Origin of the sequence: Vibrio sp. 10N.286.51.C3 (assembly GCF_003050065.1) — a bacterium.
GTDB lineage: Bacteria > Pseudomonadota > Gammaproteobacteria > Enterobacterales > Vibrionaceae > Vibrio > Vibrio crassostreae.
Genome location: NZ_PIGC01000010.1, coordinates 70,668 through 92,830 on the forward strand (window position 1 = coordinate 70,668; position 22,163 = coordinate 92,830).

17 protein-coding genes are annotated in these 22,163 nt (G+C 45.5%); 4 read left to right on the plus strand and 13 right to left on the minus strand.

Features of this window, described 5'->3' with window-relative positions:
* Nucleotides 1–274 precede the first annotated feature (274 nt).
* The gene (dapD, locus tag CWO27_RS12790) at nucleotides 275–1,306 is read left to right on the plus strand and encodes a 2,3,4,5-tetrahydropyridine-2,6-dicarboxylate N-succinyltransferase (protein ID WP_102432257.1); all 1,032 of its coding nucleotides are present in this window, start codon (nucleotides 275–277) and stop codon (nucleotides 1,304–1,306) included.
* Nucleotides 1,307–1,404: 98 nt separating this feature from the next.
* Here dapD and CWO27_RS12795 read toward each other — a convergent pair whose 3' ends face one another.
* Both CWO27_RS12795 and purL read right to left on the minus strand, forming a co-directional pair.
* Complete coding sequence (locus CWO27_RS12795; RefSeq protein WP_008223831.1) at nucleotides 1,405–1,938, minus strand: DUF3332 domain-containing protein; 534 nt, start codon at nucleotides 1,936–1,938, stop codon at nucleotides 1,405–1,407.
* A gap of 264 nt (nucleotides 1,939–2,202) precedes the next feature.
* Complete coding sequence (gene purL, locus CWO27_RS12800; RefSeq protein WP_102432256.1) at nucleotides 2,203–6,099, minus strand: phosphoribosylformylglycinamidine synthase; 3,897 nt, start codon at nucleotides 6,097–6,099, stop codon at nucleotides 2,203–2,205.
* Between the two features lie 329 nt (nucleotides 6,100–6,428).
* Between purL and mltF the strand changes: the two genes are divergently transcribed.
* Both mltF and CWO27_RS23770 read left to right on the plus strand, forming a co-directional pair.
* Nucleotides 6,429–7,997, plus strand: coding sequence for a membrane-bound lytic murein transglycosylase MltF (gene mltF, locus CWO27_RS12805; RefSeq protein ID WP_102432255.1), 1,569 nt, complete (start codon nucleotides 6,429–6,431; stop codon nucleotides 7,995–7,997).
* A 302-nt stretch (nucleotides 7,998–8,299) separates the two neighbouring features.
* On the plus strand, nucleotides 8,300–8,431 hold the full coding sequence (locus CWO27_RS23770) for a hypothetical protein (RefSeq protein WP_017059878.1): 132 nt from the start codon (nucleotides 8,300–8,302) through the stop codon (nucleotides 8,429–8,431).
* Between the two features lie 61 nt (nucleotides 8,432–8,492).
* Here the strand turns inward: CWO27_RS23770 and tadA are convergent, their stop codons facing one another.
* The 7 genes from tadA to CWO27_RS12840 all read right to left on the minus strand — a co-directional run bounded on the left by tadA (nucleotide 8,493) and on the right by CWO27_RS12840 (nucleotide 15,405).
* Nucleotides 8,493–9,098: a tRNA adenosine(34) deaminase TadA gene (gene tadA, locus CWO27_RS12810; protein ID WP_057623811.1), complete on the minus strand. Its 606-nt coding sequence runs from the start codon at nucleotides 9,096–9,098 to the stop codon at nucleotides 8,493–8,495.
* An 85-nt stretch (nucleotides 9,099–9,183) separates the two neighbouring features.
* Nucleotides 9,184–10,473, minus strand: coding sequence for a hemolysin family protein (locus CWO27_RS12815; protein ID WP_048657877.1), 1,290 nt, complete (start codon nucleotides 10,471–10,473; stop codon nucleotides 9,184–9,186).
* A gap of 175 nt (nucleotides 10,474–10,648) precedes the next feature.
* Nucleotides 10,649–12,211, minus strand: a complete 1,563-nt coding sequence (locus CWO27_RS12820; RefSeq protein WP_048657876.1) for an AbgT family transporter — start codon at nucleotides 12,209–12,211, stop codon at nucleotides 10,649–10,651.
* A 298-nt stretch (nucleotides 12,212–12,509) separates the two neighbouring features.
* Nucleotides 12,510–12,959, minus strand: a complete 450-nt coding sequence (locus tag CWO27_RS12825; RefSeq protein WP_048669197.1) for a type IV pilus modification PilV family protein — start codon at nucleotides 12,957–12,959, stop codon at nucleotides 12,510–12,512.
* Nucleotides 12,949–14,289, minus strand: coding sequence for a hypothetical protein (locus tag CWO27_RS12830; RefSeq protein WP_048663710.1), 1,341 nt, complete (start codon nucleotides 14,287–14,289; stop codon nucleotides 12,949–12,951). The genes CWO27_RS12825 and CWO27_RS12830 overlap by 11 nt, the downstream gene beginning before the upstream one ends.
* Nucleotides 14,286–14,918, minus strand: coding sequence for a PilW family protein (locus CWO27_RS12835; RefSeq protein WP_102432254.1), 633 nt, complete (start codon nucleotides 14,916–14,918; stop codon nucleotides 14,286–14,288). The genes CWO27_RS12830 and CWO27_RS12835 overlap by 4 nt, the downstream gene beginning before the upstream one ends.
* Entirely contained in the window at nucleotides 14,899–15,405 is a 507-nt protein-coding gene (locus CWO27_RS12840) for a GspH/FimT family pseudopilin (protein WP_048657872.1), read from the minus strand. Before CWO27_RS12840 ends, CWO27_RS12835 begins: the two co-directional genes overlap by 20 nt.
* Nucleotides 15,406–15,507: 102 nt before the next feature.
* Between CWO27_RS12840 and CWO27_RS12845 the strand changes: the two genes are divergently transcribed.
* Entirely contained in the window at nucleotides 15,508–15,939 is a 432-nt protein-coding gene (locus CWO27_RS12845) for a type IV pilin protein (RefSeq protein ID WP_102432253.1), read from the plus strand.
* 103 nt (nucleotides 15,940–16,042) lie between these two features.
* On the opposite strand, the gene dnaJ is transcribed toward CWO27_RS12845, so the two are convergent.
* The 4 genes from dnaJ to grpE form a co-directional block, all read right to left on the minus strand.
* A complete protein-coding gene (gene dnaJ / locus CWO27_RS12850) occupies nucleotides 16,043–17,188 on the minus strand; it encodes a molecular chaperone DnaJ (RefSeq protein WP_102432252.1) in 1,146 nt (381 codons plus the stop codon).
* Nucleotides 17,189–17,477: 289 nt separating this feature from the next.
* Complete coding sequence (gene dnaK / locus CWO27_RS12855; RefSeq protein WP_019823919.1) at nucleotides 17,478–19,391, minus strand: molecular chaperone DnaK; 1,914 nt, start codon at nucleotides 19,389–19,391, stop codon at nucleotides 17,478–17,480.
* Between the two features lie 473 nt (nucleotides 19,392–19,864).
* On the minus strand, nucleotides 19,865–21,139 hold the full coding sequence (locus CWO27_RS12860) for a dicarboxylate/amino acid:cation symporter (RefSeq protein ID WP_019823920.1): 1,275 nt from the start codon (nucleotides 21,137–21,139) through the stop codon (nucleotides 19,865–19,867).
* A 389-nt stretch (nucleotides 21,140–21,528) separates the two neighbouring features.
* Nucleotides 21,529–22,110 carry a nucleotide exchange factor GrpE gene (gene grpE, locus CWO27_RS12865; protein ID WP_019823922.1) on the minus strand — a complete coding sequence of 194 codons (582 nt, stop codon included), beginning with the start codon at nucleotides 22,108–22,110 and terminating at the stop codon, nucleotides 21,529–21,531.
* Between the last annotated feature and the right edge of the window lie 53 nt (nucleotides 22,111–22,163).

Below are 22,163 nucleotides of genomic sequence, written 5' to 3' on the forward strand. Positions count from 1 at the left end.
TAAGTGCAGATTTGGGATGAGAATGGAGCGGTGCAAAGCAGCTTAAGCAATGATCAATACAATAAGCTCAGAGAGTAATATCCGGATAATGAAAACTATCGCCAGAAAGACAAGCAATATCATTTTACAGACTTTATCCCGATACGCCCTTTCATAACGAGAGCGCTCTCTTTATGATGAACGCAATTAAATTAACTTTGCTAACGGCAGCGCTTGTTATTCGAGCCGCTGTTATGAAATAGCAAAATCAAGACTCAACACATGGAGATTCAACATGGCTTACTTTTCACTAGCCTTCGGTACGGCAACCAAAAACCGCGACAATAAAATCATTGAAGCGTTCTTCCCTAACCCACTTCTAAACCCAAGTGACGCTCTTGTTGCGGCTGTGGCTGAAGTATCAGGTTACACTGAAGGCAACCAAGCTATCGAAATCTCTGCTGCACAGAGCGCGGAACTAGCGAGAGCATTCGCAGCAAACGACGATGCAGCAAACGCATCTTTCGCAGAAAAAGCAGCAGCATCTGAGCAGCCACTTGTTCTTGTTGTTCTTGCGACTGACGAGAAGCCAGCATCGGTTGCTGAAGGCTTCCTAAAGCTTCAACTTATCTCTAACCGCCTAGTTCAACCGCACGGTACAGTACTGGACGGCATCTTCGGCCTACTGCACAACATCGCATGGACAAACGAAGGCCCAATCGATCTTCCTGAACTAGCTGAGCGTCAAATCGAAGCTCGCCTAGCTGGTCGTGCTCTATCTGTAGATTGCGTAGACAAGTTCCCTAAAATGGTGGATTACGTGGTACCAACAGGTATTCGTATTGCTGACACTTCTCGTGTTCGTCTTGGCGCACATGTGGGTGAAGGCACAACGGTTATGCACGAAGGTTTCATCAACTTCAATGCAGGTACAACTGGCGTAAGCATGGTTGAAGGTCGTATCTCTGCTGGTGTTGTTGTAGGTAACGGTTCAGACATCGGTGGCGGCGCTTCTATCATGGGTACGCTATCTGGTGGCGGTACTATGGTTATCTCTATCGGCGAAAACTGCCTACTAGGCGCAAATGCAGGTCTTGGCTTCCCAATGGGCGACCGCTGTACTGTTGAGTCTGGCCTATATGTGACTGCTGGTACGAAAGTTCGCATGCTAGATAAAGAAGGCAACGAAGTAGAAATCATCAAAGCGCGTGACCTAGCTGGCGTTTCTGATCTTCTGTTCCGTCGCAACTCGATCACTGGTCAAATTGAATGTCTAGCGAACAAGTCTGCTGTTGAACTGAACAGCGAGCTACACAGCAACAACTAATTTAAGCGCTAGATGCTAAATTACTAGATACTAAAAAATACGAAGCCGCTGGGGTTAACTCCAGCGGCTTTTCTTTTATTAGTCTCTAGCTGAAAGGGTTACGCTTTCTCTGCGGCTAGCTGTTCAAGCGCTTGAATAGAGGTCTCTGATACTAGCGTGCCATCCATGTAGTAGCTGACCTTATCGCCATCACGAACACCCGTCAGAACGGCTTTCTGGCCATCGTTGTAGGTGATGTCCATGCGAATGGTGTTCTCATCGATTTGTTGCATCTCACCCCATTCAATCTGGCGATTATTGAAACCAAGTGGCGCTTCTTTTAGTGAATCATCAAGGCTGTCGTTCACATCAATCATGGTGTCGACTTTGCTATCAAAGATGTGAGGCGCGCCTGTGAGTGGGTTTTTACCCGCCCAGAATTCGATTGAGTTAAAGACAATGTAATCGGCTGCGGTGGTTAGTGCGTAAACCGGAGCAAGCAAGAAGTTGACGCCTGCACGAGCGTAACGGTTATCTACCACCTCGACGTTGAACTTCATTAATTTCCCAGTAACCGCGTTACTACCTACACACCCAGCTAACGACATAACAATCGCTGCCACTGCAACGGCTTTTGTAATTGTTGTTTTCATAGATCCCTCTTATGCCACGATGATTGATTCAGTTTTTGCATAGCCGAACGAAGCTTTCCTTGCTCGAGTGCAAGAATTATTCGCCTAACAAATTGATTCCATAACATTTAGCGTAGTGGAGATTTTTAGAACAGCAAACTGCAAACCTCAATTGTTTCGCACCGGTTCCTAAATCTTAGGAAATAAAAAAGCGCAGACCTTTCGATCTGCGCTTTTCATTTTTGCATAACCTAGCCTAGATTAATGCGACCTGTAAGAAAGTGATTAACCTACATTCTTCCGAGCGTTTTGGAACATACGCATCCAAGCGCCATTCTCGCCCCAACCTTCTGGAGACCAAGAGTTTGCAACCGTGCGGAATACACGCTCTGGGTGAGGCATCATGATTGTCACGCGGCCATCCGTCGTTGTTAAACCAGTGATAGCGTTTGGCGAACCGTTCGGGTTGTTCGGGTATTGCTGCGTTTGGTTACCGTTGTTATCAACGTAACGTAGGGCAACTGTACCTGAGTTTTCAATCGCGTTTAGGTGGTCGTTGTCACGCACTTCTACGCGACCTTCACCGTGAGAAACCGCAATTGGCATACGAGAACCTTCCATGCCATTGAAGAATACGGAATCAGACTTCTGAACTTCAACTAGGCTGAAACGAGCTTCAAAACGCTCAGATTCGTTGCGAACGAAACGTGGCCAGTACTCAGCTCCTGGGATAAGTTCACGTAAGTTAGAAAGCATCTGACAACCGTTACACACACCTAGTGAGAAGGTATCTTCACGCTTGAAGAAGTTTTCAAACTGGTCACGCGTCGAATCGTTAAACAGAACCGACTTCGCCCAACCTTCACCAGCGCCTAGTACGTCACCGTAAGAGAAGCCACCACAAGCCACAAGCCCGTTGTACTCTTCAAGAACCGCTTGACCCGTTAGGATGTCGCTCATGTGAATATCTGTCGCTTCGAAACCTGCACGGTCGAATGCTGCTGCCATTTCCACGTGAGAGTTAACACCCTGCTCACGTAGAATCGCCATCTTAGGCTTAGCGCCAGTGTTGATGAACGGTGCAGCGATATCTTCATTTACGTCGAAGCTTAGTTTCACGTTCAGACCTGGGTCTGAGTTGTCTTTCTTCGCTTCGTGCTCTTGGTCAGCACATGCTGGGTTATCACGTAGACCTTGCATCTTATGCGTTGTCTCAGCCCAGATAGTACGTAGTTCAGTACGGTTACGTTGGATTACAACGTCTGCGCCTGACTTAATCACTACCTCGTCAGATGCTTCAACAGAGCCAATTACGTGTGAACACGCTTCTAGGCCATTTGCTGCAAGAGTAGAAAGAACTGCGTCTAGGTCGTCGTTGCGAACTTGGATTACCGCACCTAGCTCTTCGTTGAATAGTGCTGCTAGTGTGTCTTCGCCTAGCGCTGCAATATCAGCGTTAACACCACAGTGACCTGCGAACGCCATTTCAGCTAGCGTTACGAATAGACCACCGTCGCCTTTATCGTGGTAAGCGACAACTTGGTCGTTAGCCACAAGTGCTTGAACGCCTTCGTAGAAACCTTTTAGTTGTGCTGCGTTGTCTACGTCTGCTGGCTTGTCACCAAGCTGCTTGTAAACTTGCGCTAGTGCTGTAGCACCCATACGGTTTTTGCCGTTACCTAAGTCGATAAGAACTAGGCTTGTATTACCCTTGTCAGTGCGAAGTTGAGGCGTAATCGTCTTACGAACATCTTCAACACGTGCGAACGCAGTGATAACAAGAGATAGCGGAGACGTTACTTCTTTCTGCTCGCCATTCTCTTCCCACTTAGTCTTCATCGACATTGAGTCTTTACCCACAGGGATAGTTAGACCTAGCGCTGGACATAGTTCTTCACCAACTGCTTTCACCGCTTCGTAAAGACCTGCATCTTCACCTGGGTGACCCGCTGGAGACATCCAGTTAGCCGACAGTTTAATGTGTTTGATATCGCCGATATTGGTCGCTGCGATGTTTGTGATTGCTTCACCAACCGCTAGACGAGCAGATGCGCCGAAGTCTAGTAGTGCCACTGGCGTACGCTCACCAAGAGACATCGCCTCACCGTGGTAAGAGTCGTAACTTGCCGCAGTTACAGCACAGTTAGCAACAGGAACCTGCCATGGGCCAACCATTTGGTCACGAGCCACAAGGCCAGTTACCGAGCGATCACCGATAGTGATAAGGAATGTTTTCTCAGCCACTGTTGGTAGACGAAGAACACGGTCAACCGCTTCGTTCATCTCGATACCAGAACGGTCAATCGCTGGGTTATTTGCTTTTAGCGTTTTCGCGTCACGGTGCATCTTAGGTGTTTTACCTAAAAGGATGTCCATTGGCATGTCGATTGGCGTGTTGTTGAAGTGTGAATCTTCAAGTTTAAGTTCACGCTCTTCCGTTGCTTTACCAACCACTGCGTAAGGTGCGCGTTCACGCTTACAAATAGCGTCGAACGTTGCCATGTCTTCGTCAGCAACCGCCATTACGTAACGCTCTTGAGATTCGTTACACCAGATCTCAAGTGGGCTCATGCCCGGCTCATCGTTTGGCACATCACGTAGGTTAAAGATACCACCACGCTCGCCATCGTCTACTAGCTCAGGAAGAGCATTAGAGATACCGCCAGCGCCCACATCGTGGATAAATGCGATTGGGTTCGCATCACCTAGCTGCCAACAACGGTCGATAACTTCCTGACAACGACGTTCCATTTCTGGGTTTTCACGTTGTACAGAAGCGAAGTCTAGATCTTCAGAAGAAGAACCCGAATCCATTGAAGATGCCGCACCGCCACCAAGGCCGATGTTCATCGCAGGACCACCAAGAACGATTAGGCTTGCACCTACTGGGATCTCTTTCTTCTGAACGTGCTCATCACGGATGTTACCAAGACCACCAGCTAGCATGATTGGTTTGTGGTAACCACGTACTTCTTCACCAGCGTGAGAGTTAACTTTCTCTTCGTAAGTACGGAAGTAACCTAGCAGGTTTGGACGACCAAATTCGTTGTTGAATGCTGCGCCGCCAAGAGGACCTTCAAGCATGATATCCAGAGCAGTAACGATACGGCTTGGCTTACCAAAGTCTGTTTCCCAAGGTTGAACGAAGTTCGGGATCTTAAGATTAGATACAGAGAACGCAACCAAACCAGCTTTTGGTTTACCACCAATACCAGTCGCGCCTTCATCACGGATTTCACCGCCTGAACCTGTCGATGCGCCCGGCCATGGAGAGATTGCCGTTGGGTGGTTGTGCGTTTCAACTTTCATCAAGATGTGTGTTTTTTCTTGGTGGTAGTTGTATTGGCGAGTTTCTGGATCTGGGAAGAAACGACCGACTTCAGAACCTGTCATTACCGCTGCATTATCTTTGTAAGCAGACAGAACGTGCTCTGGTGTCGTTTCAAAGGTGTTCTTAATCATCTTGAACAATGATTTTTCTTGCTTAACGCCATCGATAGTCCAATCAGCGTTAAAGATCTTGTGACGACAGTGCTCTGAGTTCGCTTGTGCAAACATCATTAGCTCGATGTCAGTCGGATTACGACCTAGCTTCTCAGTGAAGCTTTCAAGAAGGTAATCGATCTCATCTTCTGCAAGTGCAAGACCTAGGGTAACGTTTGCTTTTTCAAGCGCTTTACGTCCGCCAGTTAATAGGTCAACTTCCGCATAAGGAGCAGGCTCAGCAACCGTGAATAGTGCCGCCGCTGATTCGAAGTCAGTGAAAACCACTTCCATCATACGGTCGTGCAGAATCGCTTTCAGCTCAACAAGTTGAAGCTCAGAAAGTTCAGAAGAGGTTTCAATGTAGAAAGCAGTACCGCGCTCTAGACGTGACACTTTAGCCAGCCCGCAGTTGTGTGCGATATCTGTTGATTTTGAAGACCAAGGCGAGATAGTGCCCGGGCGTGGCGTTGCAAGCAGCAGTAAACCTTCAGGTTCATGCTCTTCAATCGTTGGACCGTAAGTCAGTAGCTTTTCTAGCTTCTCAACTTCAGACTCATCTAGGTCTGCCGTTAGATCAGCAAAGTGGGCAAACTCAGCGTAAATACCTGTTACAGGTAAGCTTAATTCACGACAAAGCTCTAAAAGCTTGTTAACACGAAACTCAGATAGAGCTGGGGAGCCACGCAAAATTCTCATGTGCTTACGTCTCTTATGCAGTTGATTAAGGTAGTATTGGAATAAATTCAGTGGGTTATAGGAACAACCTAACTGTTTTCTTCGAAGCTATTCCCGAAGGTTGCCAAACCTATGCCGATTCCACCTCTTCAATGCGAGCGCATTATAAAGCATTTCTTTTTGTGACGTAACACCAAAAGCAACCGTTTGCGTGATTTTTTTTATCTTTCTGCGTAAATGGTACTTTTGCTGCATTTATCACCACTTTTACAACTGTTTAATTAAACCTACTTTGCCAGCCTTGCGGGGTTTGGTATAAAGGGGCTTCCACTTTTCGAGATTTCATTTTGATGCCTAAATTTACGCTCATCTTTTCGTCTAAGTTCCTTCTGCTCGCCATCGCCCTCTTTGGGTTGGCTGGATGTCAGATTGAATCTGAACCTAAAAGTGTCCTTGAGCAGATACGAGATCGTGGCGTTCTTCGTGTCGGCACCCTCAATAACCAACTCTCATATTACATCGGTCCTGATGGCCCTGCTGGCTTGGATTACGAATTAGCGCGTGAATTTGCGCAGGAGCTTGGTGTAAAGCTTGAGGTTAAACCCGCTTACCGTTTGTCTGGCCTGTTCCCTGCCCTGCAGAAAGGCGAAATCGATCTTATCGCAACCGGCTTAACGCAAAACAATAAACTGACACGCGCTTATCGTGCCGCACCTGCTTATTACTATGTAAGCCAACAGGTCGTATACAAAAAAGGCCAGTGGCGACCAAGAAATCTTGAACAACTGATCAATTTCGAGAATGAGCGTCAGGCTGAATTTGTAAAAGCGCAAACTGAATCAGAAGAGGCGGCGTCTACTGACACATTAACGCCATCTTTGGTTGTAGTGAAAGACTCACACTTTGAGCCAACACTAAAGCAGCTGCAAAAAACACACGATGACTTTATCTATGATGCGGTCGGCAATGCTGATATCAACGACCTGCTTAAAGAAGTCTCGACTGGGGAGCGCTTATTCACTGTGGCTGACTCAATTGAGCTGTCACTTGCACAACGTTTATACCCAGACGTAGCTTTGGCTTTTGAACTGACAGAAGACCAACCTATCTCTTGGTATTTGCAGAAGTCTGAAGATGAAAGCCTTTATGCTCTGTTGATTGAGTTCTTCGGTAACCTAAAACAGTCTGGTGAACTCGCTTCACTGGAAGAGAAATACATCGGCCACATCGGTACTTTTGACTATGTTGATACTCGTGCCTTTATCCGTGCACTGGACAGCAAGTTACCAAAATGGTCACCGCTGTTTCAGAAGTACTCGCAAGAGTTTGATTGGCGCTTGATTGCTGCATTGGCATACCAAGAGTCACACTGGAACCCTGTTGCGCGCTCGCCAACTGGTGTGCGAGGCATGATGATGCTAACACTGCCTACTGCTAAGAGTGTTGGTGTAACCAACCGTCTTGACCCGAAACAGTCGGTACAAGGTGGTGTTGAATACCTGCGTCGGATCGTGAACCGAGTGCCAGATTCAATCACACAACATGAAAAGATCTGGTTTGCCCTAGCCTCATACAACGTAGGTTACGGACACATGATGGATGCTCGACGCTTAACCAAAGCACAAGGCGGAGATCCTGATGCTTGGGGCGATGTAAAAGACCGATTGCCTCTATTGAGACAGAAGAAGTACTACAGTAAGACTCGTTATGGGTATGCTCGTGGTGATGAAGCAAGGAATTACGTTGAGAACATTCGCCGTTATTACCAGAGCATCATTGGCCATGTGAATAAGCGCAATAAAGAGCAAGAAGCGAGCCTTGAAGGTTTGGTGGTGATCCCGCCTTTAGAAACCTCAGGTGCTGAATCAAGCATTAGTGCTGCTCAATCGACAGTAAGCAGTTCGGAACCTTCGCAGTAGATACTAAAAGAGCAATGCCATTAAGCATTGCTCTTTTTTATTGTGCTTTTTATAACTGCGCGAAAAAGAACAAGCTCGACAAAAGGCCATGAAACTCGATGTGTCATATTGCAGTAACAATCGAACTTTATAACGGCACACCATAATCAAAAATTACGTTCTGTTGCACATCAGTGCTGGGTTTAGCTAGAGCTGCTCTTCTGGGTAAGCCAAGCGCGCGACAAGCCAAATAAACGAATAACACTATAATTAAATCGTTAGCCCAAACTAAAAAGTCAGACGACAAATAGGAAATCATTGAAATGATGAAGAAACTGAAATCGAAACGCCTTGATAAGACCGTTGCTGCAAACCGTCGTAAGCGTATGCTTTCAAATAATAAAAAGAAGATCATTTGGCGCAATCGCGCTTTCATGCAGATGATTGCCGAGTAAATGTAGTTACTCAGTCAGTTTGCTTGGCACTCTTGCGATTGAGAGTGCCGAAAGCACGCTGCTATTTCTTGTTGCTAGCCTTCATCTCTGCTTCTAAACGCTGCTCTTCCAACAGACGTTCTTGCTTTCGCTTCTCTTTTATCTCTTTTCTACGACGCTTGAAAAACGCCTGCAATTGTTCACGGCACTCTTCCTCTAACAAACCATGCTCGACGTCGGCATAGTGGTATGAGGCTTGGCTTTCAAACAAATTCAACACTGTACCTGCAGCACCCGCTTTTAAGTCTGGGGCGCCAAACACAATGCGCTTTACTCGGCTGTGTAACAAGGCACCTGCGCACATTGGGCAAGGCTCTAGCGTGACATATAAAGTGGTATCGAGTAGCCGATAGTTTTCTAAGGTTTGACCGGCTTTACGCAAGGTTTCAATTTCTGCGTGTGCCGTTGCATCGTGGCTGCCAATCGAACGGTTCCATCCTTCAGAGATAATCTCCCCATCTTTCACTAATACAGCACCCACAGGAACCTCTCCCTCACTCTCTGCTTGCTTAGCAACCTCAATGGCGCGTCGCATGAAGATTTCATCTTGAGGGGTGAATTGATGGTCTGACAAAGGGAACTCCAAAAAACATAGGATAAAAACGAAAATAGGTATGCGGTGAAGCATACCTAATCTTCGTGATAATGAACAATAAAGAGGTTAAGACAACAAAAGACAATGAACCATTGCCGCTTGTTGGTTGATCTGACTGTTAGCTATTAGCATCTTCTGTGTCATCGACTATTGGCGTCGCCTTGATACTCACTATGCGATTGTTCTCAACAGAGATAATTTCAAACTGCCACTGCTGGTATTGAACAACTTCGCCTGCATCCGGTAAACGCCCGATTAACCAAGTCACAAGGCCATTCAACGTTTGGAAGCTCTCACTTTCGCCCTCAAAATCCGATAGCTCTAAACGGTTTTTCAGTTCACTGATAGGAATCAATCCATCCACCAGCAAACCGTCTTCCACTTGCTCGGTCCAAAGATCGTTCGGGTTATTCGATAGCTCACCAGCAATCGCCTCAAGAATATCGTAATGAGTCACAAGACCTTGCACATCGCCATACTCGTCGACAATGAATGCCATCTCAGTACCCGACTCTTTAAAGTAGCCAAGTAAACGCAGAGCTTTCATCGATTCTGGAACATAGATCGGCGAGCGAGACAGCCCCATGATCACTTGAATGCTTAGATTGCCCGCCTGATTCAGCAAGGCTTTGGCTGACACCGTACCGACCACTTTATTGAGGTGATCTTGGCACAATGGAAACACACTATGCTTTGATGAACGCAATTGCTTAAAGATATTCTCAACAGGCTGATCGATATCCAGAAAATCGATGTCTCGACGCGGAGTCATCAATGAGCTCACAAGGCGATCATCAAGCTGCAAGATATTGCGAATCATCTCTTGTTCGCCGCGTTCAATCACACCCGATTCCGAGCCCTCTTTCACCAGTGCATGGATATCATCTTCAGTCACGCTATCTTCTTCACCGCCTCGACCCATCAACTTAAGAATACCTTCCGTTGAAGCCGACAACGCAAATACAAACGGCGTCGCGATTTTAGATAGCCAGAAGATTGGCAGCGCGACTAACACAGCAATGTTTTCAGCTTGAGACTGAGCAAAACGCTTTGGTACCAACTCACCGACAACGATAGCGAAATAAGTAATACCCACCACCACAACCGCGGTAGACAAGATATTCGCTTGTGTTGGGTCTAATCCCCACAGTTCAAGTTGAACGGCCAATGGAGCCGATAGCGTCGCCTCACCCACAATACCGCTGAGCAGGCCGATTACCGTGATACCGATTTGAATGGTTGAGAGGAAGCGGGTTGGGTTTTCTTTGAGTTCAAGCGCAACCTGAGCGGAACGGTGTTTTTCGGCTAAGCGTTTCAACCGACTATTCTTTGCTGCTACCAATGCAATCTCTGACATGGCAAACAGACCATTTAAAACAATTAACCCTACTAAAAGCAGAATCTTCATGTGGCTTGGATTTCCTAAATTTACCGGCCAACAATTAGCCGTAATCCGGAGTATAAGCTGAGTGCCTTTACCTTGGATATAAAAAGTCTCAGATATAAAAAATAGCGAAAAAAAAGCCCGCACATTTCGGTGCGGGCTTAGCAATGAATAAAGCTTAATTTTGCTTAGTTCAATCTTACATTGTGTAAGTGTAAGGTGCTTGGATACCTAGTGGGATACCAAGAGCCCAGTAAGCTAGCAAGAAGATAGACCAACCGATTAGCATAGCAATCGAGAATGGCATCATTAGAGAAGCTAGAGTACCGATACCTGTGGACTTAACGTAGCGTTGACAGTAAACAACAACCAGTGGGAAGAACACCATTAGTGGAGAGATGATGTTAGACACTGAGTCACCTACACGGTAAGCCGCTTGAGATAGCTCAGGAGAGATACCCACAACCATTAGCATTGGAACTAGGATTGGACCGATAAGAGCCCACTTAGCTGAAGCAGAACCTACAAGCAAGTTAACTGAAGCTGTTAGTAGAATCATACCAACAACCGTTGCTTCACCAGGAAGGTCCATCGCTTTCAGGCCTTCAGCACCGTAAAGTGCCAGCATAGTACCGATGTTTGATTGACCGAATGCAGATAGGAACTGTGCACAGAAGAACGACATTACAATGTATGCGCCCATCGTTGCCATCGTCTCAGACATTGCTTTGATTACGTCATTGCTGTTCTTGAAAGTACCCGCTACACGGCCGTAGACGATACCTGGAATGATGAACAGGATGAAGATCAGAGGAACGATAGACTTCATTACTGGTGCAGAGAATGCTGTTAGCTCACCTTCAGGCGAACGAAGCGCTGAGTTTTCAGGAATAAGAGCCGCGATCAGCAGACCAATACCTGCAACCATAGCCCAACCTGCAAACTTGAATGCTTTAGATTCAATTGCAGTGAACGTACCAAGATCTGGTGCTGCTTCTGCATCTTCATCAACTGGCGTGTTAGCAAGGCGAGGCTCGATGATCTTCTCAGTTACGTACCAACCGATAGCAACAATAAGAACTGAAGATAGGCCAGTAAAGAAGATGTTCGCTAGAGGGTTAATCACGTATTCAGGGTCAAGAACGTTTGCCGCAGTTTGAGTGAAACCAGCTAGTAGCGGGTCAATACCTGAAGGAATGAAGTTCGCTGAGAAACCACCTGATACACCAGCAAACGCTGCTGCAATACCCGCTAGGGGGTGACGACCCGCAGCGTGGAAGATGATACCGCCAAGAGGGATTACTAGAACGTAACCTGCATCTGCTGCTGTGTGAGACACGATAGCAACAAGAATTAGCATTGGCGTTAGTAGCTTAGCTGGCGTGAAGTTAAGCATCTTCTTAAGGCCAGTCGTAATGAAGCCTGAAGAATCTGCAACGCCAACACCTAGCATAGCAACAAGTACGATGCCTAGAGGTGCGAAGCCTGTGAACGTAGTAACCATATTCGCTAGGAAGCTAGCAAGCGCTTCACCAGTAAGTAGGTTGTTAACTTCAAGAGCAGCACCCGTTTGAGGGTTGATGAGGTCGAATGAAAAGTTCGACAAAAGTGCAGATGCTACCCATACAATAACTAGAGCCCAGAAGAACAGGATTGCTGGATCTGGAATTTTGTTGCCGGCGCGTTCAATGAAGTTTAGAAAGCGGTCCATTCCACTGATTTTCTCAGTCGATGGTGCTTTTTTTACGGCTTGGTTACTCATTGTAACTCCATATGTGATGTTGTTTTGTTTAGGCCTAATATAAGTTTTGACCACGGCCTATTGGTACAGCACATATTCTATTAAAGTCGTTATTAAAAAGCACAAGATTCCATCTAATTTTCCATAAATGGAGACATATTTTGCAAAAATACCATACAACCACAACAATATAAAAACACAAAAAACACCATTCCATATACAGAGTTTTAACTAGCACGCAAACAATGTCCGAGGAGTGAAAATTATCAGTAAAAGGAGTGGCGCAAGCCTTGGCATGCAGTAAACGTTTGCTTAGGGGTCAGTCAAACTCACTGTATTTGGAGAGCATAGTTTCGAGATAAATACTTTGCGCGCGGTTCATACGATCTTGCCATGCAATTGTGACAACAATGTTTTTGAGGGCGCCAGATAAGGCTCCGCTCGCATTAGTGACTTCACATGTCATCGAATATACAGAACCAGATAAACCGGATAGGGGATCTGAACTCGCGATGTTGAGACAGTAACTCGACTGATTTAGTTCCTCAAAAGGAATAAGCCCTACCGCGCCACTAACATTGAGCGCGCGAGTTCGATAATGCTCCATCTGCCTTTCTGCAAAATGCAAAGCTTCGACACTCTGGAGCGCATGATCCGACTTTTGTTCCGCATACACCTGTAATTTAACCAGCCCTAACGACGCAACGCCAATCAGCAGAAAAGAGATAAGTACCTCTAGTAAACTGAAGCCAGAACTCTTAGAAATCATTCCACGAACCTCGCTGCCATTGGTACGTTGAAGGTGGGTCACTTGGGTTCGAATCCGCACGAAAATCCATGTCCATATCGCCCACTATGGTCGTCACTCCCGAGGGGGAATCAAAAATAAGACCACCAGAAGGTAAACCAGAGGCAAACTGAATCCCGACACTTTTTTTGACGACACTGGCCTCATCAATATCTTTGATAAAAGGCGCAAACACGTTATTAGCAGCGAGCGCATTCCAGAAACCATCGACTCGATTTTTCACGTGGCTCTTTTGATAATCGACCAAATGATAAATCACTCCGTTGTAAGCCATGGCTCCATTCAGGGCCAACACACCATCTTGCACAACCAACAGCTGTGACGGATTGATTGTGGCCGCAACCGCAGCGTTGATATGGCAGTTGCCTTCAATCCACAGCCCCTTGGTTTGCCCTGCAGTGAAGTGGTCCATGATCTCAGTGCCGCACTCAGTCGCATTCAATAGCTGAACATGTTTAAACAAATCCGTATCTTGTGATAAATCGACAATGTTTTGATCAGTTTTAGCAACACCAAAAAAGGTGTAAAACGGATTCATATTCGGATCTGGATTAAAGTCTTTTTGGAAAGGCGGTGGATTAGTACCTTGATAGTAATCAGGGGCATAGATTGAATGAGTGCTACCGGAAGCACCTTTCGGGATCTCCGTTTTATAATCACTATGGCATATACCATCAAAGCCAGAAAATGGACCATCAGCACTAGGATCGAGAACCTCTAACCCCAATGCCTGTCCTGAATTACTATGAGTTTCGTTATATTGATAGGTGAACAGGTCAGCAAAAGAGACACTGACACACTCATATTCATTGCCGCTAATTGGGTCTTCTTTTACTGTCGGCTTCAAGCTTAAGGTACCAATAAGCTCAATAGGCCCCGTCGACTGAATCGCCCCACTGCCGAACTGAGATCTTTCTTTTATTGTCTTAAAAAGTGACTGTGCGTTTGAGGATGACGTTACGATGTAAGCACTAGAAATTGCACTATCGGAGATCTCGATTTCTGGCTGATTTTGATAAGGAGAGCACCAATCTGCAAAATCCGCCGGGCGAGCACTCACGTCTTTGATATCAGCAATAGTCTTGTCTAATTCAAGTAAGTAAGAATAAGTACATTCTAGCCCCCCTTCCGAACGCCAATGTTCTTGCCTGCCTTGAACCTCGTTTTGAGCAACTTTGATCTGATGAAAAACACTGCGATACGTGCCTAGCGTCACCACTAAAGCTCCAACTAAAAGAACCGATGTCACCAGCAAGGTCACCACGCCGCGCTGCTTTCTATATATCATCATTGCCAGTTCCTTTGTTTAACGGAAACCGAAACCGATTTGGAAACACCTGCGGTTGGAATTGAGGCTGTGATACTGATGTCAGTAAATGTGCTCTTGATAGAGTTCTGCTCTAATACTTGGGAATTAATGCTGAACTCATCAACATCAATGAGGTTGTCATCGAAAAGTGAGTAACATCCAGTAACCTCATGAAATGTAGGAATTGCCTCCGATACAGTGGTGCCCTTCTCACATATTTGCAGTTTGGGTCCATTTTTTTTGTAAACGATATTTCGATGATCTTTACTTGCGCTCGAACCCTCTCGGAAGTAAACAAAACCAACGGCAACACCACCGCTCACTTGAATGGTATCCGTCGCGCCAGACAACTTGATTGAATAACCATTAGATCCATCGTAGCCCGCTCGTTGAATATCTTCTTTCATCACTTGCATTGTGCTGGTTAGGTTTTGTAGTAGCAGTAACTCGATACCTTTGTCTTTAGCTGTTCTCTGACCGGCGATAAAAACACTGCCCATGATCGAGATCGCGAAGATACCAATCACAGACGCCACCATTAACTCAATCAATGATGTGCCTCGTTGCTTGCTAGGCGCAGCCACAATCGGCTTAACACGCATAATAGCCATATAGAGCGCTCGACTCGCCGCAAACCTTAATTCGCCCTGGGGGACTAGATAACTTAATCAATAAACGGTCGGTTGAAGATGCATTAGGAGAAAGATAGATCGTGCCCCTGGCAGGTCTCCCCCTGACACTCTCAAAGCTGATTCTCGCCCCCGTATAGTTGTGAGAAAACGACACATCTCGAAACGGTTGACCCGATAACATCACCAGCGTTTCGCCAGAGAGATCTTCGGTCGGCTTCAACAACAGACTCCATTCCCCTGTTGATTGCTCCTCATTTTTATCCATAGAAAAATGCACCCAAAGATCTTGATTCCTTTTAACCGATTCAGACTTGGCCTGAATAAGAAAGCCATTCAACTCTCCGGCGAGTCGCTGCATCTTGACGGTTTCAGTAACCGAACTAAAACTCGGGGCAGCCGCAGCTATCAGTATCGACAGCACCGATACCGTTACTAACAGCTCTAATAAAGTAAACCCGCGAGTCATTTCCCAAATTCCTATGTAATTCAGTGCGTAACCGTATTTAATCTTGCAGCGATGCTACCACCAGAGAAGAATGGACAGAGTTATGAAAGGAAACTACTCGCGATGATTCGAAGAAATATATGCAACAGCAACAACATAAGCATAAGAGGGATGACATTGATCGAGTTATTGCTGGCTGTGGTAATCGTGGGGATACTCGGTGCCATTGCCTATCCAAGTTATACCAACCATGTTACCAAGGCTCATCGAGTTACAGCGATGGCCGACATGACCAAAATACAACTGGAGATAGAAACCCTATACACGGGAAACTATGCGTCGGCAGCAGTGAATATTATTTCTGGAGGAACATGCTTGTTTTGTGATACCGATTCTAGCCGATACACGCTCGCTATCTCAGCAAGCAGCAGCACCTATTCAATTCAGGCTGAGCCGCATGCACCACAGACAAGTGATGACTGTTTAGATTCGACGACTGATTTTTTGGAATTGCACCACTCAGGTATCTCAGAGCCAGAAGCGTGTTGGAAATAATGAGGTAAGCCAATCAATCTCATGCGTTACCCTTTTACCCTTTCTACAGGCACAAAAAAGCCTGCACACTGGCAGGCTTTAAAATTTTCAAATCACTATCTAATTACTTAGTTAGGTCATCGAAGAAGTTTTTCACGCCGCTGAAGAAACCTTCAGATTTTGGCTTGTGCTTGCTTGCCGCTTCGCCACAACATGTTTCTTCGAATTCACGTAGTAGTTCTTTCTGACGAGAGCTTAGCTTAACTGGCGTTTCTACCACTAGCTTAACGATTAGGTCACCCACACCGCCGCCACGAACACCTTTCACGCCTTTGCCACGCATACGGAACATACGGCCCGTTTGTGTTTCTTCTGGCACTTTAAGGTTTACACGACCATCTAGTGTTGGAACTTCAACTTCACCGCCTAGAGCAGCCATAGAGAAGCTTACTGGAACTTCACAGTAAAGGTTGTTGCCGTCACGCTCAAAGATGTTGTGCTCTTTTACGTGTACTTGTACGTACAGGTCGCCAGCTGGAGCACCTTGCTCTCCCGCTTCGCCTTCGCCAGATAGGCGAATACGATCGCCAGTATCAACACCAGCAGGGATCTTAACGTTAAGTGTTTTCGTCTTCTGCTTGCGACCTTGACCATGACATGAGTTACATGGGTCTTTGATGATCTTGCCTTTACCGTTACACGTAGGACAAGTCTGTTGAACCGCAAAGAAACCTTGGCGCATTTGTACTTGGCCGTGGCCATGACAAGTGCCACACGTTTGTGCAGAAGAACCCGCTTTCGCGCCGCTGCCGTCACAAGTATCACACTCTACAAGTGTTGGTACTTCAATTTCTTTAGAAACACCACGAACCGCTTCTTCTAAAGAAAGTTCCATGTTGTAACGTAGATCTGAACCACGTTGTGCACGCTGTTGACCGCCACCACGACGACCACCGCCGAAGATGTCGCCAAATACGTCACCGAAGATATCGCCGAAGTCACCTTGGCCACCGCCGCCGAAACCGCCGCCGCCCATGCCGCCTTGTTCAAAAGCTGCGTGGCCGTATTGGTCGTAAGCTGCTTTCTTTTGAGAGTCAGTTAGGATCTCGTACGCTACTTTTACTTCTTTAAACTTATCTGCTGCGGTCTCGTCACCCTGGTTACGGTCCGGGTGGAATTTCATCGCTAAGCGTTTGTACGCTTTTTTAATATCGCGCTCTGATGCATCGCGGCTTACGCCTAATACTTCGTAAAAATCACGTTTTGACATGTTCTAGGTCACCAAAATAATTGCTACTACCGAATGATCACTTCAGTAGTCTGTGTATCAATCTAGATAAAAGTTCTGCCGGCTGAAACGCCGAATAAAGCTATTATCTAGATCGACAAGTCTAAATACAAATTTACGGGCGTGAGAGTTACCTCTGACGCCCGTATATTTAGAAATCGAAAAACGACTTTTCTAAGCTAAAACACGTTAGTTCAAGGAGAAGGCACGGAGCTTACGGATGTAAGTGAGTACCTTCGACGTAGAAATCACGTGTTATAGCGACGAAAAATTACTTTTTGTCGTCTTTAACTTCTTCAAACTCCGCGTCTACCACGTCGTCGTCTTGCTTAGGTTGTTCACCAGCGTCAGCACCAGCTTGTTCAGCTTGAGCTTTCTGTTGAGCAATTTCCATTAGCTTTTGAGCTGCTTGCATAAGTTCTTGAACTTTAGCGTCGATAGCTTCTTTGTCGTTACCAGACTTAACTTCTTCTAGTGCCGTGATAGCCGCTTCGATTTTAGCTTTCTCGTCTGCAGGTAGAGCTTCACCAGCTTCTTCTACTTGCTTCTTAGTGCCGTGAATCATTTGGTCAGCTTGGTTACGTGCAGTTACTAGCTCTTCGAACTTTTTGTCCGCTTCTTTGTTAGCTTCTGCTTCTTGTACCATTGCTTCGATCTCTTCCTCAGACAGGCCGCCTGATGCTTGGATAGTGATCTTCTGCTCTTTACCCGTCGCTTTATCTTTAGCAGATACGTTCAGGATACCATCAGCATCTAGGTCGAATGTTACTTCGATTTGTGGCATGCCACGTGGTGCTGGTTGGATACCTTCTAGGTTGAACTGACCAAGAGACTTGTTGTAAGTCGCTTGCTTACGCTCACCTTGAAGAACGTGGATAGTTACTGCGTTTTGGTTGTCTTCAGCTGTAGAGAACACTTGATCCGCTTTAGTAGGGATAGTTGTGTTTTTCTCGATAAGCTTAGTCATCACGCCGCCCATCGTTTCGATACCGAAAGATAGAGGAGTAACGTCTAGTAGTAGAACGTCTTTAACGTCACCAGCTAGTACACCACCTTGAACAGCAGCACCCATCGCAACAGCTTCGTCAGGGTTCACGTCTTTACGTGGCTCTTTACCGAAGAATTCAGTTACTTTAGCTTGAACCATAGGCATACGAGTTTGACCACCAACTAGGATAACGTCAGTGATTTCGCCTACAGATAGGTCAGCATCTGCTAGAGCAACTTTTAGTGGCTCAAGAGAACGTTGAACTAGGTCTTCAACTAGAGACTCAAGCTTCGCACGAGTCACTTTGATGTTCATGTGCTTAGGACCAGTCGCATCAGCAGTAACGTAAGGTAGGTTTACGTCAGTTTGAGTAGTAGAAGAAAGCTCGATTTTCGCTTTTTCTGCTGCTTCTTTAACACGCTGCATTGCTAGTGGATCAGCTTTAAGGTCGATACCTTGCTCTTTCTTGAACTCATCTACTAGGTAGTTGATCATGCGGTTATCGAAATCTTCACCACCAAGGTGAGTGTCACCGTTAGTTGAAAGAACTTCGAAAGTCTTCTCGCCTTCTACTTCATCGATTTCGATGATAGAGATATCGAATGTACCACCACCAAGGTCGTATACAGCGATAGTGCGATCACCACCTTGCTTATCTAGGCCGTAAGCTAGAGCAGCAGCAGTTGGTTCGTTGATGATACGTTTAACATCTAGACCTGCGATACGGCCAGCATCTTTAGTTGCTTGACGTTGAGCATCGTTGAAGTAAGCAGGAACAGTAACAACTGCGCCAGTTACTTCTTCGCCTAGGAAGTCTTCAGCTGTTTTCTTCATTTTCTTAAGAACTTCAGCAGATACTTGAGGAGCAGCCATTTTTTGGCCTTGCGCTTCAACCCATGCATCACCGTTATCAGCTTTAACAATGTTAAAAGGCATGATTTCGATATCGCGTTGAACTTCTTCATCTTCAAAACGACGACCGATTAGACGCTTAATTGCGTATAGCGTGTTTTGAGGGTTAGTAACTGCTTGACGTTTCGCAGGTTGACCAACTAGCGTCTCGCCGTCAGTGTATGCGATTACCGATGCTGTTGTGCGTTCGCCTTCAGCATTTTCTAGTACGCGTGGTTTGTCGCCGTCTAAAACAGCAACACAAGAGTTAGTAGTACCTAAATCAATACCAATGATTCGACCCATCAGGCTATCTCCGAAATATAATCTATATTAGTTTTTGCTATACCCACATATGTGGGGGGCGGTAATCAGGGATTCAACCCTAATACACAAAATTTAAGTGCAAATGTAATTTGCTTTCGTATGCACCATAGATAAGGGCTCACGAAGCCTTTTCAAGGGTGAAAAGGGATTTTTTTACATTTATTTTAATAAAAGGAATGATTAGGCACGAATACATATCATTACCGCCTATATAAGTCCCATAACTGGGTTTATTCACCCTCTACTATCCTTTTTTGTAGCAAAGTCTTATTTCTGTAAACTGACTCTCAAAGAGGCTCCCCTCACACAGCAATTCAGACTGCACTATCGTTTGTTGAGTAAAAATAGATAAGGTGACCTTCTCACTCAATAAAAAACGGAGCCACTTGGGCTCCGTTTATCTACTCAGGGTTTCAGCTCAGATTAAATCTATAGCGGAAAGAATCTCTGAATTAAGCTTCTGCTTTTTGTAACTCAGCTTCTTCATTAGCTTCAACGCCAATTTCGTTTTCAGATTTAGCAACGATAGTGTTCACCGCTGTATCACCAACTACGTTTGAAGAAGTACAGAACATGTCACAGATACGGTCAACAGCAGCAACGATTGCTAGACCTTCTGGTGGTAAACCTAGTTGGTGCAATAGAACACCTACCATCACAACACCGCCACCAGGAACACCACCAGCACCGATAGACAATAGCAGGATAGTTAGACCTAGAGTGAAGATATCAGCAGTGTTGATTGGCTGACCAAACGCGTTTGCTACGAACATAGTTGCTAGCGCGATGTAGATAGATACACCAGACATGTTCATTGTTGCACCTAGTGGTACACCGAAACCCGCTACTGACTTAGATACGTTTAGTTTGTCAGTTAGAGTGCGCATTGTTACTGGGATTGTTGCATTCGAACTTGCTGTAGATAGTGAGAATAGAACTTGCTCACGAGTTGCACGTAGGAACTGCTTTGGAGAAATACCTGTGAATGAACCCACCATCATTGGGTAGAAGAAGAAAATCCAGAACACAAGCATTGCAACCACAAGTGCCACATAGCCAGCAACTGACATTAGCGTGTCTGCATCCAGTGTTGCGCCCAGTTGAATCATCAGAGCAAATACACCGTAAGGCGCCAAGCTCATTACTAGGCCGATAAGCTTCATCATGATTTCGTTAGCCATCTTGAATGTCTTGATAGCTGGACCACCACGAGAATCAAGCGCTTGAATAGCAAGACCTGTCAAAATTGCCATGAAGATGATTTGTAGCATATCGCCGCTTGCGAAAGCTTCTACAGGGTTGCTAGGAACGATGTTAACAACAAGAGAGAAGATGTCTGGCGTTTCAGTTGTTGTAAGCGCAATTGTCTCAGAAACCGTACCGGCTAAATTCGCACCTGCACCTGGTTGGAAAATAAGACCAATCGTTAGCGCTGCTGAAATCGCGATGATGGTGTTAATAATGTAAAGACCAAAGGTTTTACCACCAAGACGACCAAATGAACGAATATCTTTTAGCTCAACAATACCGCAAACAATAGATACGTATACAAGAGGAACTACAAGCAATTTGATAAGTGATACGAACATACCACCAGCACCTTCGGCAGCACCAAGTAGATACGTATCAAAAATAGCAATACCGCTGAATAGGTACTGAATAGCAGTACCAATAAGTAGACCGGCGAACAAGCCTACAAAAATTTTACTTGAGAGCGATTTATCCATCGTTCTTCTCCAGTTTGTTGTGTTTAAAATTTATACTTTTATAGTTATATATGCGACCAAAATCGCTATATGGCAGTGGATTTTACATACAAAGATAACAATTAAAAGTATTTATTTACAAAAATATCACAAATGTGACATCAAAACATTCACTCAATCACAACAAGTTTCATAACACAAAACTCTAAATCGCTGATCTGAATGAAATAAAAAGAACGACATTCTTAATGCGGTTTTGATGCTTATTTACGTGGACTCTCAGGCTATAGACATAAAAAAAGAGAGGCATATGCCTCTCTTTTCATTTCACGTAAACCAGTGATTTATTTTGCCGCCACGACTTATTCAGTCAATGCGCCAGTCAATTCAGTTGGTAACGTAATAAGTCATTACTTAGCAACCATAACCATCGCTGGGCGAACCACACGACCGTTTAGTTCGTAGCCTTTTTGCATCACAAACATAACCGTGTTTGATTCATGATCTGGGCTTTCTTGGATAGACATTGCTTGGTGGAATTCAGGGTTGAACGCTTCACCTTCAGGGTTGATCTCTTTAAGACCAAACTTAGCAACTGTATCTACGAACGTCTTGTGCGTTAGCTCAACACCTTCAAACAGTGGCTTAACCACTTCGTTTTCAGCGTCTGCCGCTTGCATTGCACGCTCTAGGTTGTCGATTACAGGAAGTAGACCTTCAGCAAACTTGTTCAAAGCGAATTTACGCGCTTTATCAATTTCTTGTTCGCTACGGCGACGCATGTTTTCAACTTCAGCTTTCGCGCGAAGAACAGAATCTTGCTGCTCTTTCACTTTAGATTCGCTAGAAAGCAGTGCAGCTTCCAGTTGAGCGATTTTTGCTTCCTGCTCATCAGCAGCGTCTTCATTCAGCTCAGCTTCTTCAACTTTCTCAGCTTCAGCGATGATCTGATCTAGCTCTTCTTCGGTTACTTTGTTTTCTTCGTTGCTCATGATATCTCCAGAATTCGTTTTCAATGCAAGTGACAGGCGTGTTTGCGCCCCAA

Coding starts and splice junctions, on each gene's coding strand:
- dapD (WP_102432257.1), top strand. CDS start 275: ATGGCTTACTTTTCACTAGCCTTCGGTACGGCAACCAAAAACCGCGAC.
- CWO27_RS12795 (WP_008223831.1), bottom strand. CDS start 1,938: ATGAAAACAACAATTACAAAAGCCGTTGCAGTGGCAGCGATTGTTATG.
- purL (WP_102432256.1), bottom strand. CDS start 6,099: ATGAGAATTTTGCGTGGCTCCCCAGCTCTATCTGAGTTTCGTGTTAAC.
- mltF (WP_102432255.1), top strand. CDS start 6,429: ATGCCTAAATTTACGCTCATCTTTTCGTCTAAGTTCCTTCTGCTCGCC.
- CWO27_RS23770 (WP_017059878.1), top strand. CDS start 8,300: ATGATGAAGAAACTGAAATCGAAACGCCTTGATAAGACCGTTGCTGCA.
- tadA (WP_057623811.1), bottom strand. CDS start 9,098: ATGCTTCACCGCATACCTATTTTCGTTTTTATCCTATGTTTTTTGGAG.
- CWO27_RS12815 (WP_048657877.1), bottom strand. CDS start 10,473: ATGAAGATTCTGCTTTTAGTAGGGTTAATTGTTTTAAATGGTCTGTTT.
- CWO27_RS12820 (WP_048657876.1), bottom strand. CDS start 12,211: ATGAGTAACCAAGCCGTAAAAAAAGCACCATCGACTGAGAAAATCAGT.
- CWO27_RS12825 (WP_048669197.1), bottom strand. CDS start 12,959: ATGATTTCTAAGAGTTCTGGCTTCAGTTTACTAGAGGTACTTATCTCT.
- CWO27_RS12830 (WP_048663710.1), bottom strand. CDS start 14,289: ATGATGATATATAGAAAGCAGCGCGGCGTGGTGACCTTGCTGGTGACA.
- CWO27_RS12835 (WP_102432254.1), bottom strand. CDS start 14,918: ATGGCTATTATGCGTGTTAAGCCGATTGTGGCTGCGCCTAGCAAGCAA.
- CWO27_RS12840 (WP_048657872.1), bottom strand. CDS start 15,405: ATGACTCGCGGGTTTACTTTATTAGAGCTGTTAGTAACGGTATCGGTG.
- CWO27_RS12845 (WP_102432253.1), top strand. CDS start 15,508: ATGATTCGAAGAAATATATGCAACAGCAACAACATAAGCATAAGAGGG.
- dnaJ (WP_102432252.1), bottom strand. CDS start 17,188: ATGTCAAAACGTGATTTTTACGAAGTATTAGGCGTAAGCCGCGATGCA.
- dnaK (WP_019823919.1), bottom strand. CDS start 19,391: ATGGGTCGAATCATTGGTATTGATTTAGGTACTACTAACTCTTGTGTT.
- CWO27_RS12860 (WP_019823920.1), bottom strand. CDS start 21,139: ATGGATAAATCGCTCTCAAGTAAAATTTTTGTAGGCTTGTTCGCCGGT.
- grpE (WP_019823922.1), bottom strand. CDS start 22,110: ATGAGCAACGAAGAAAACAAAGTAACCGAAGAAGAGCTAGATCAGATC.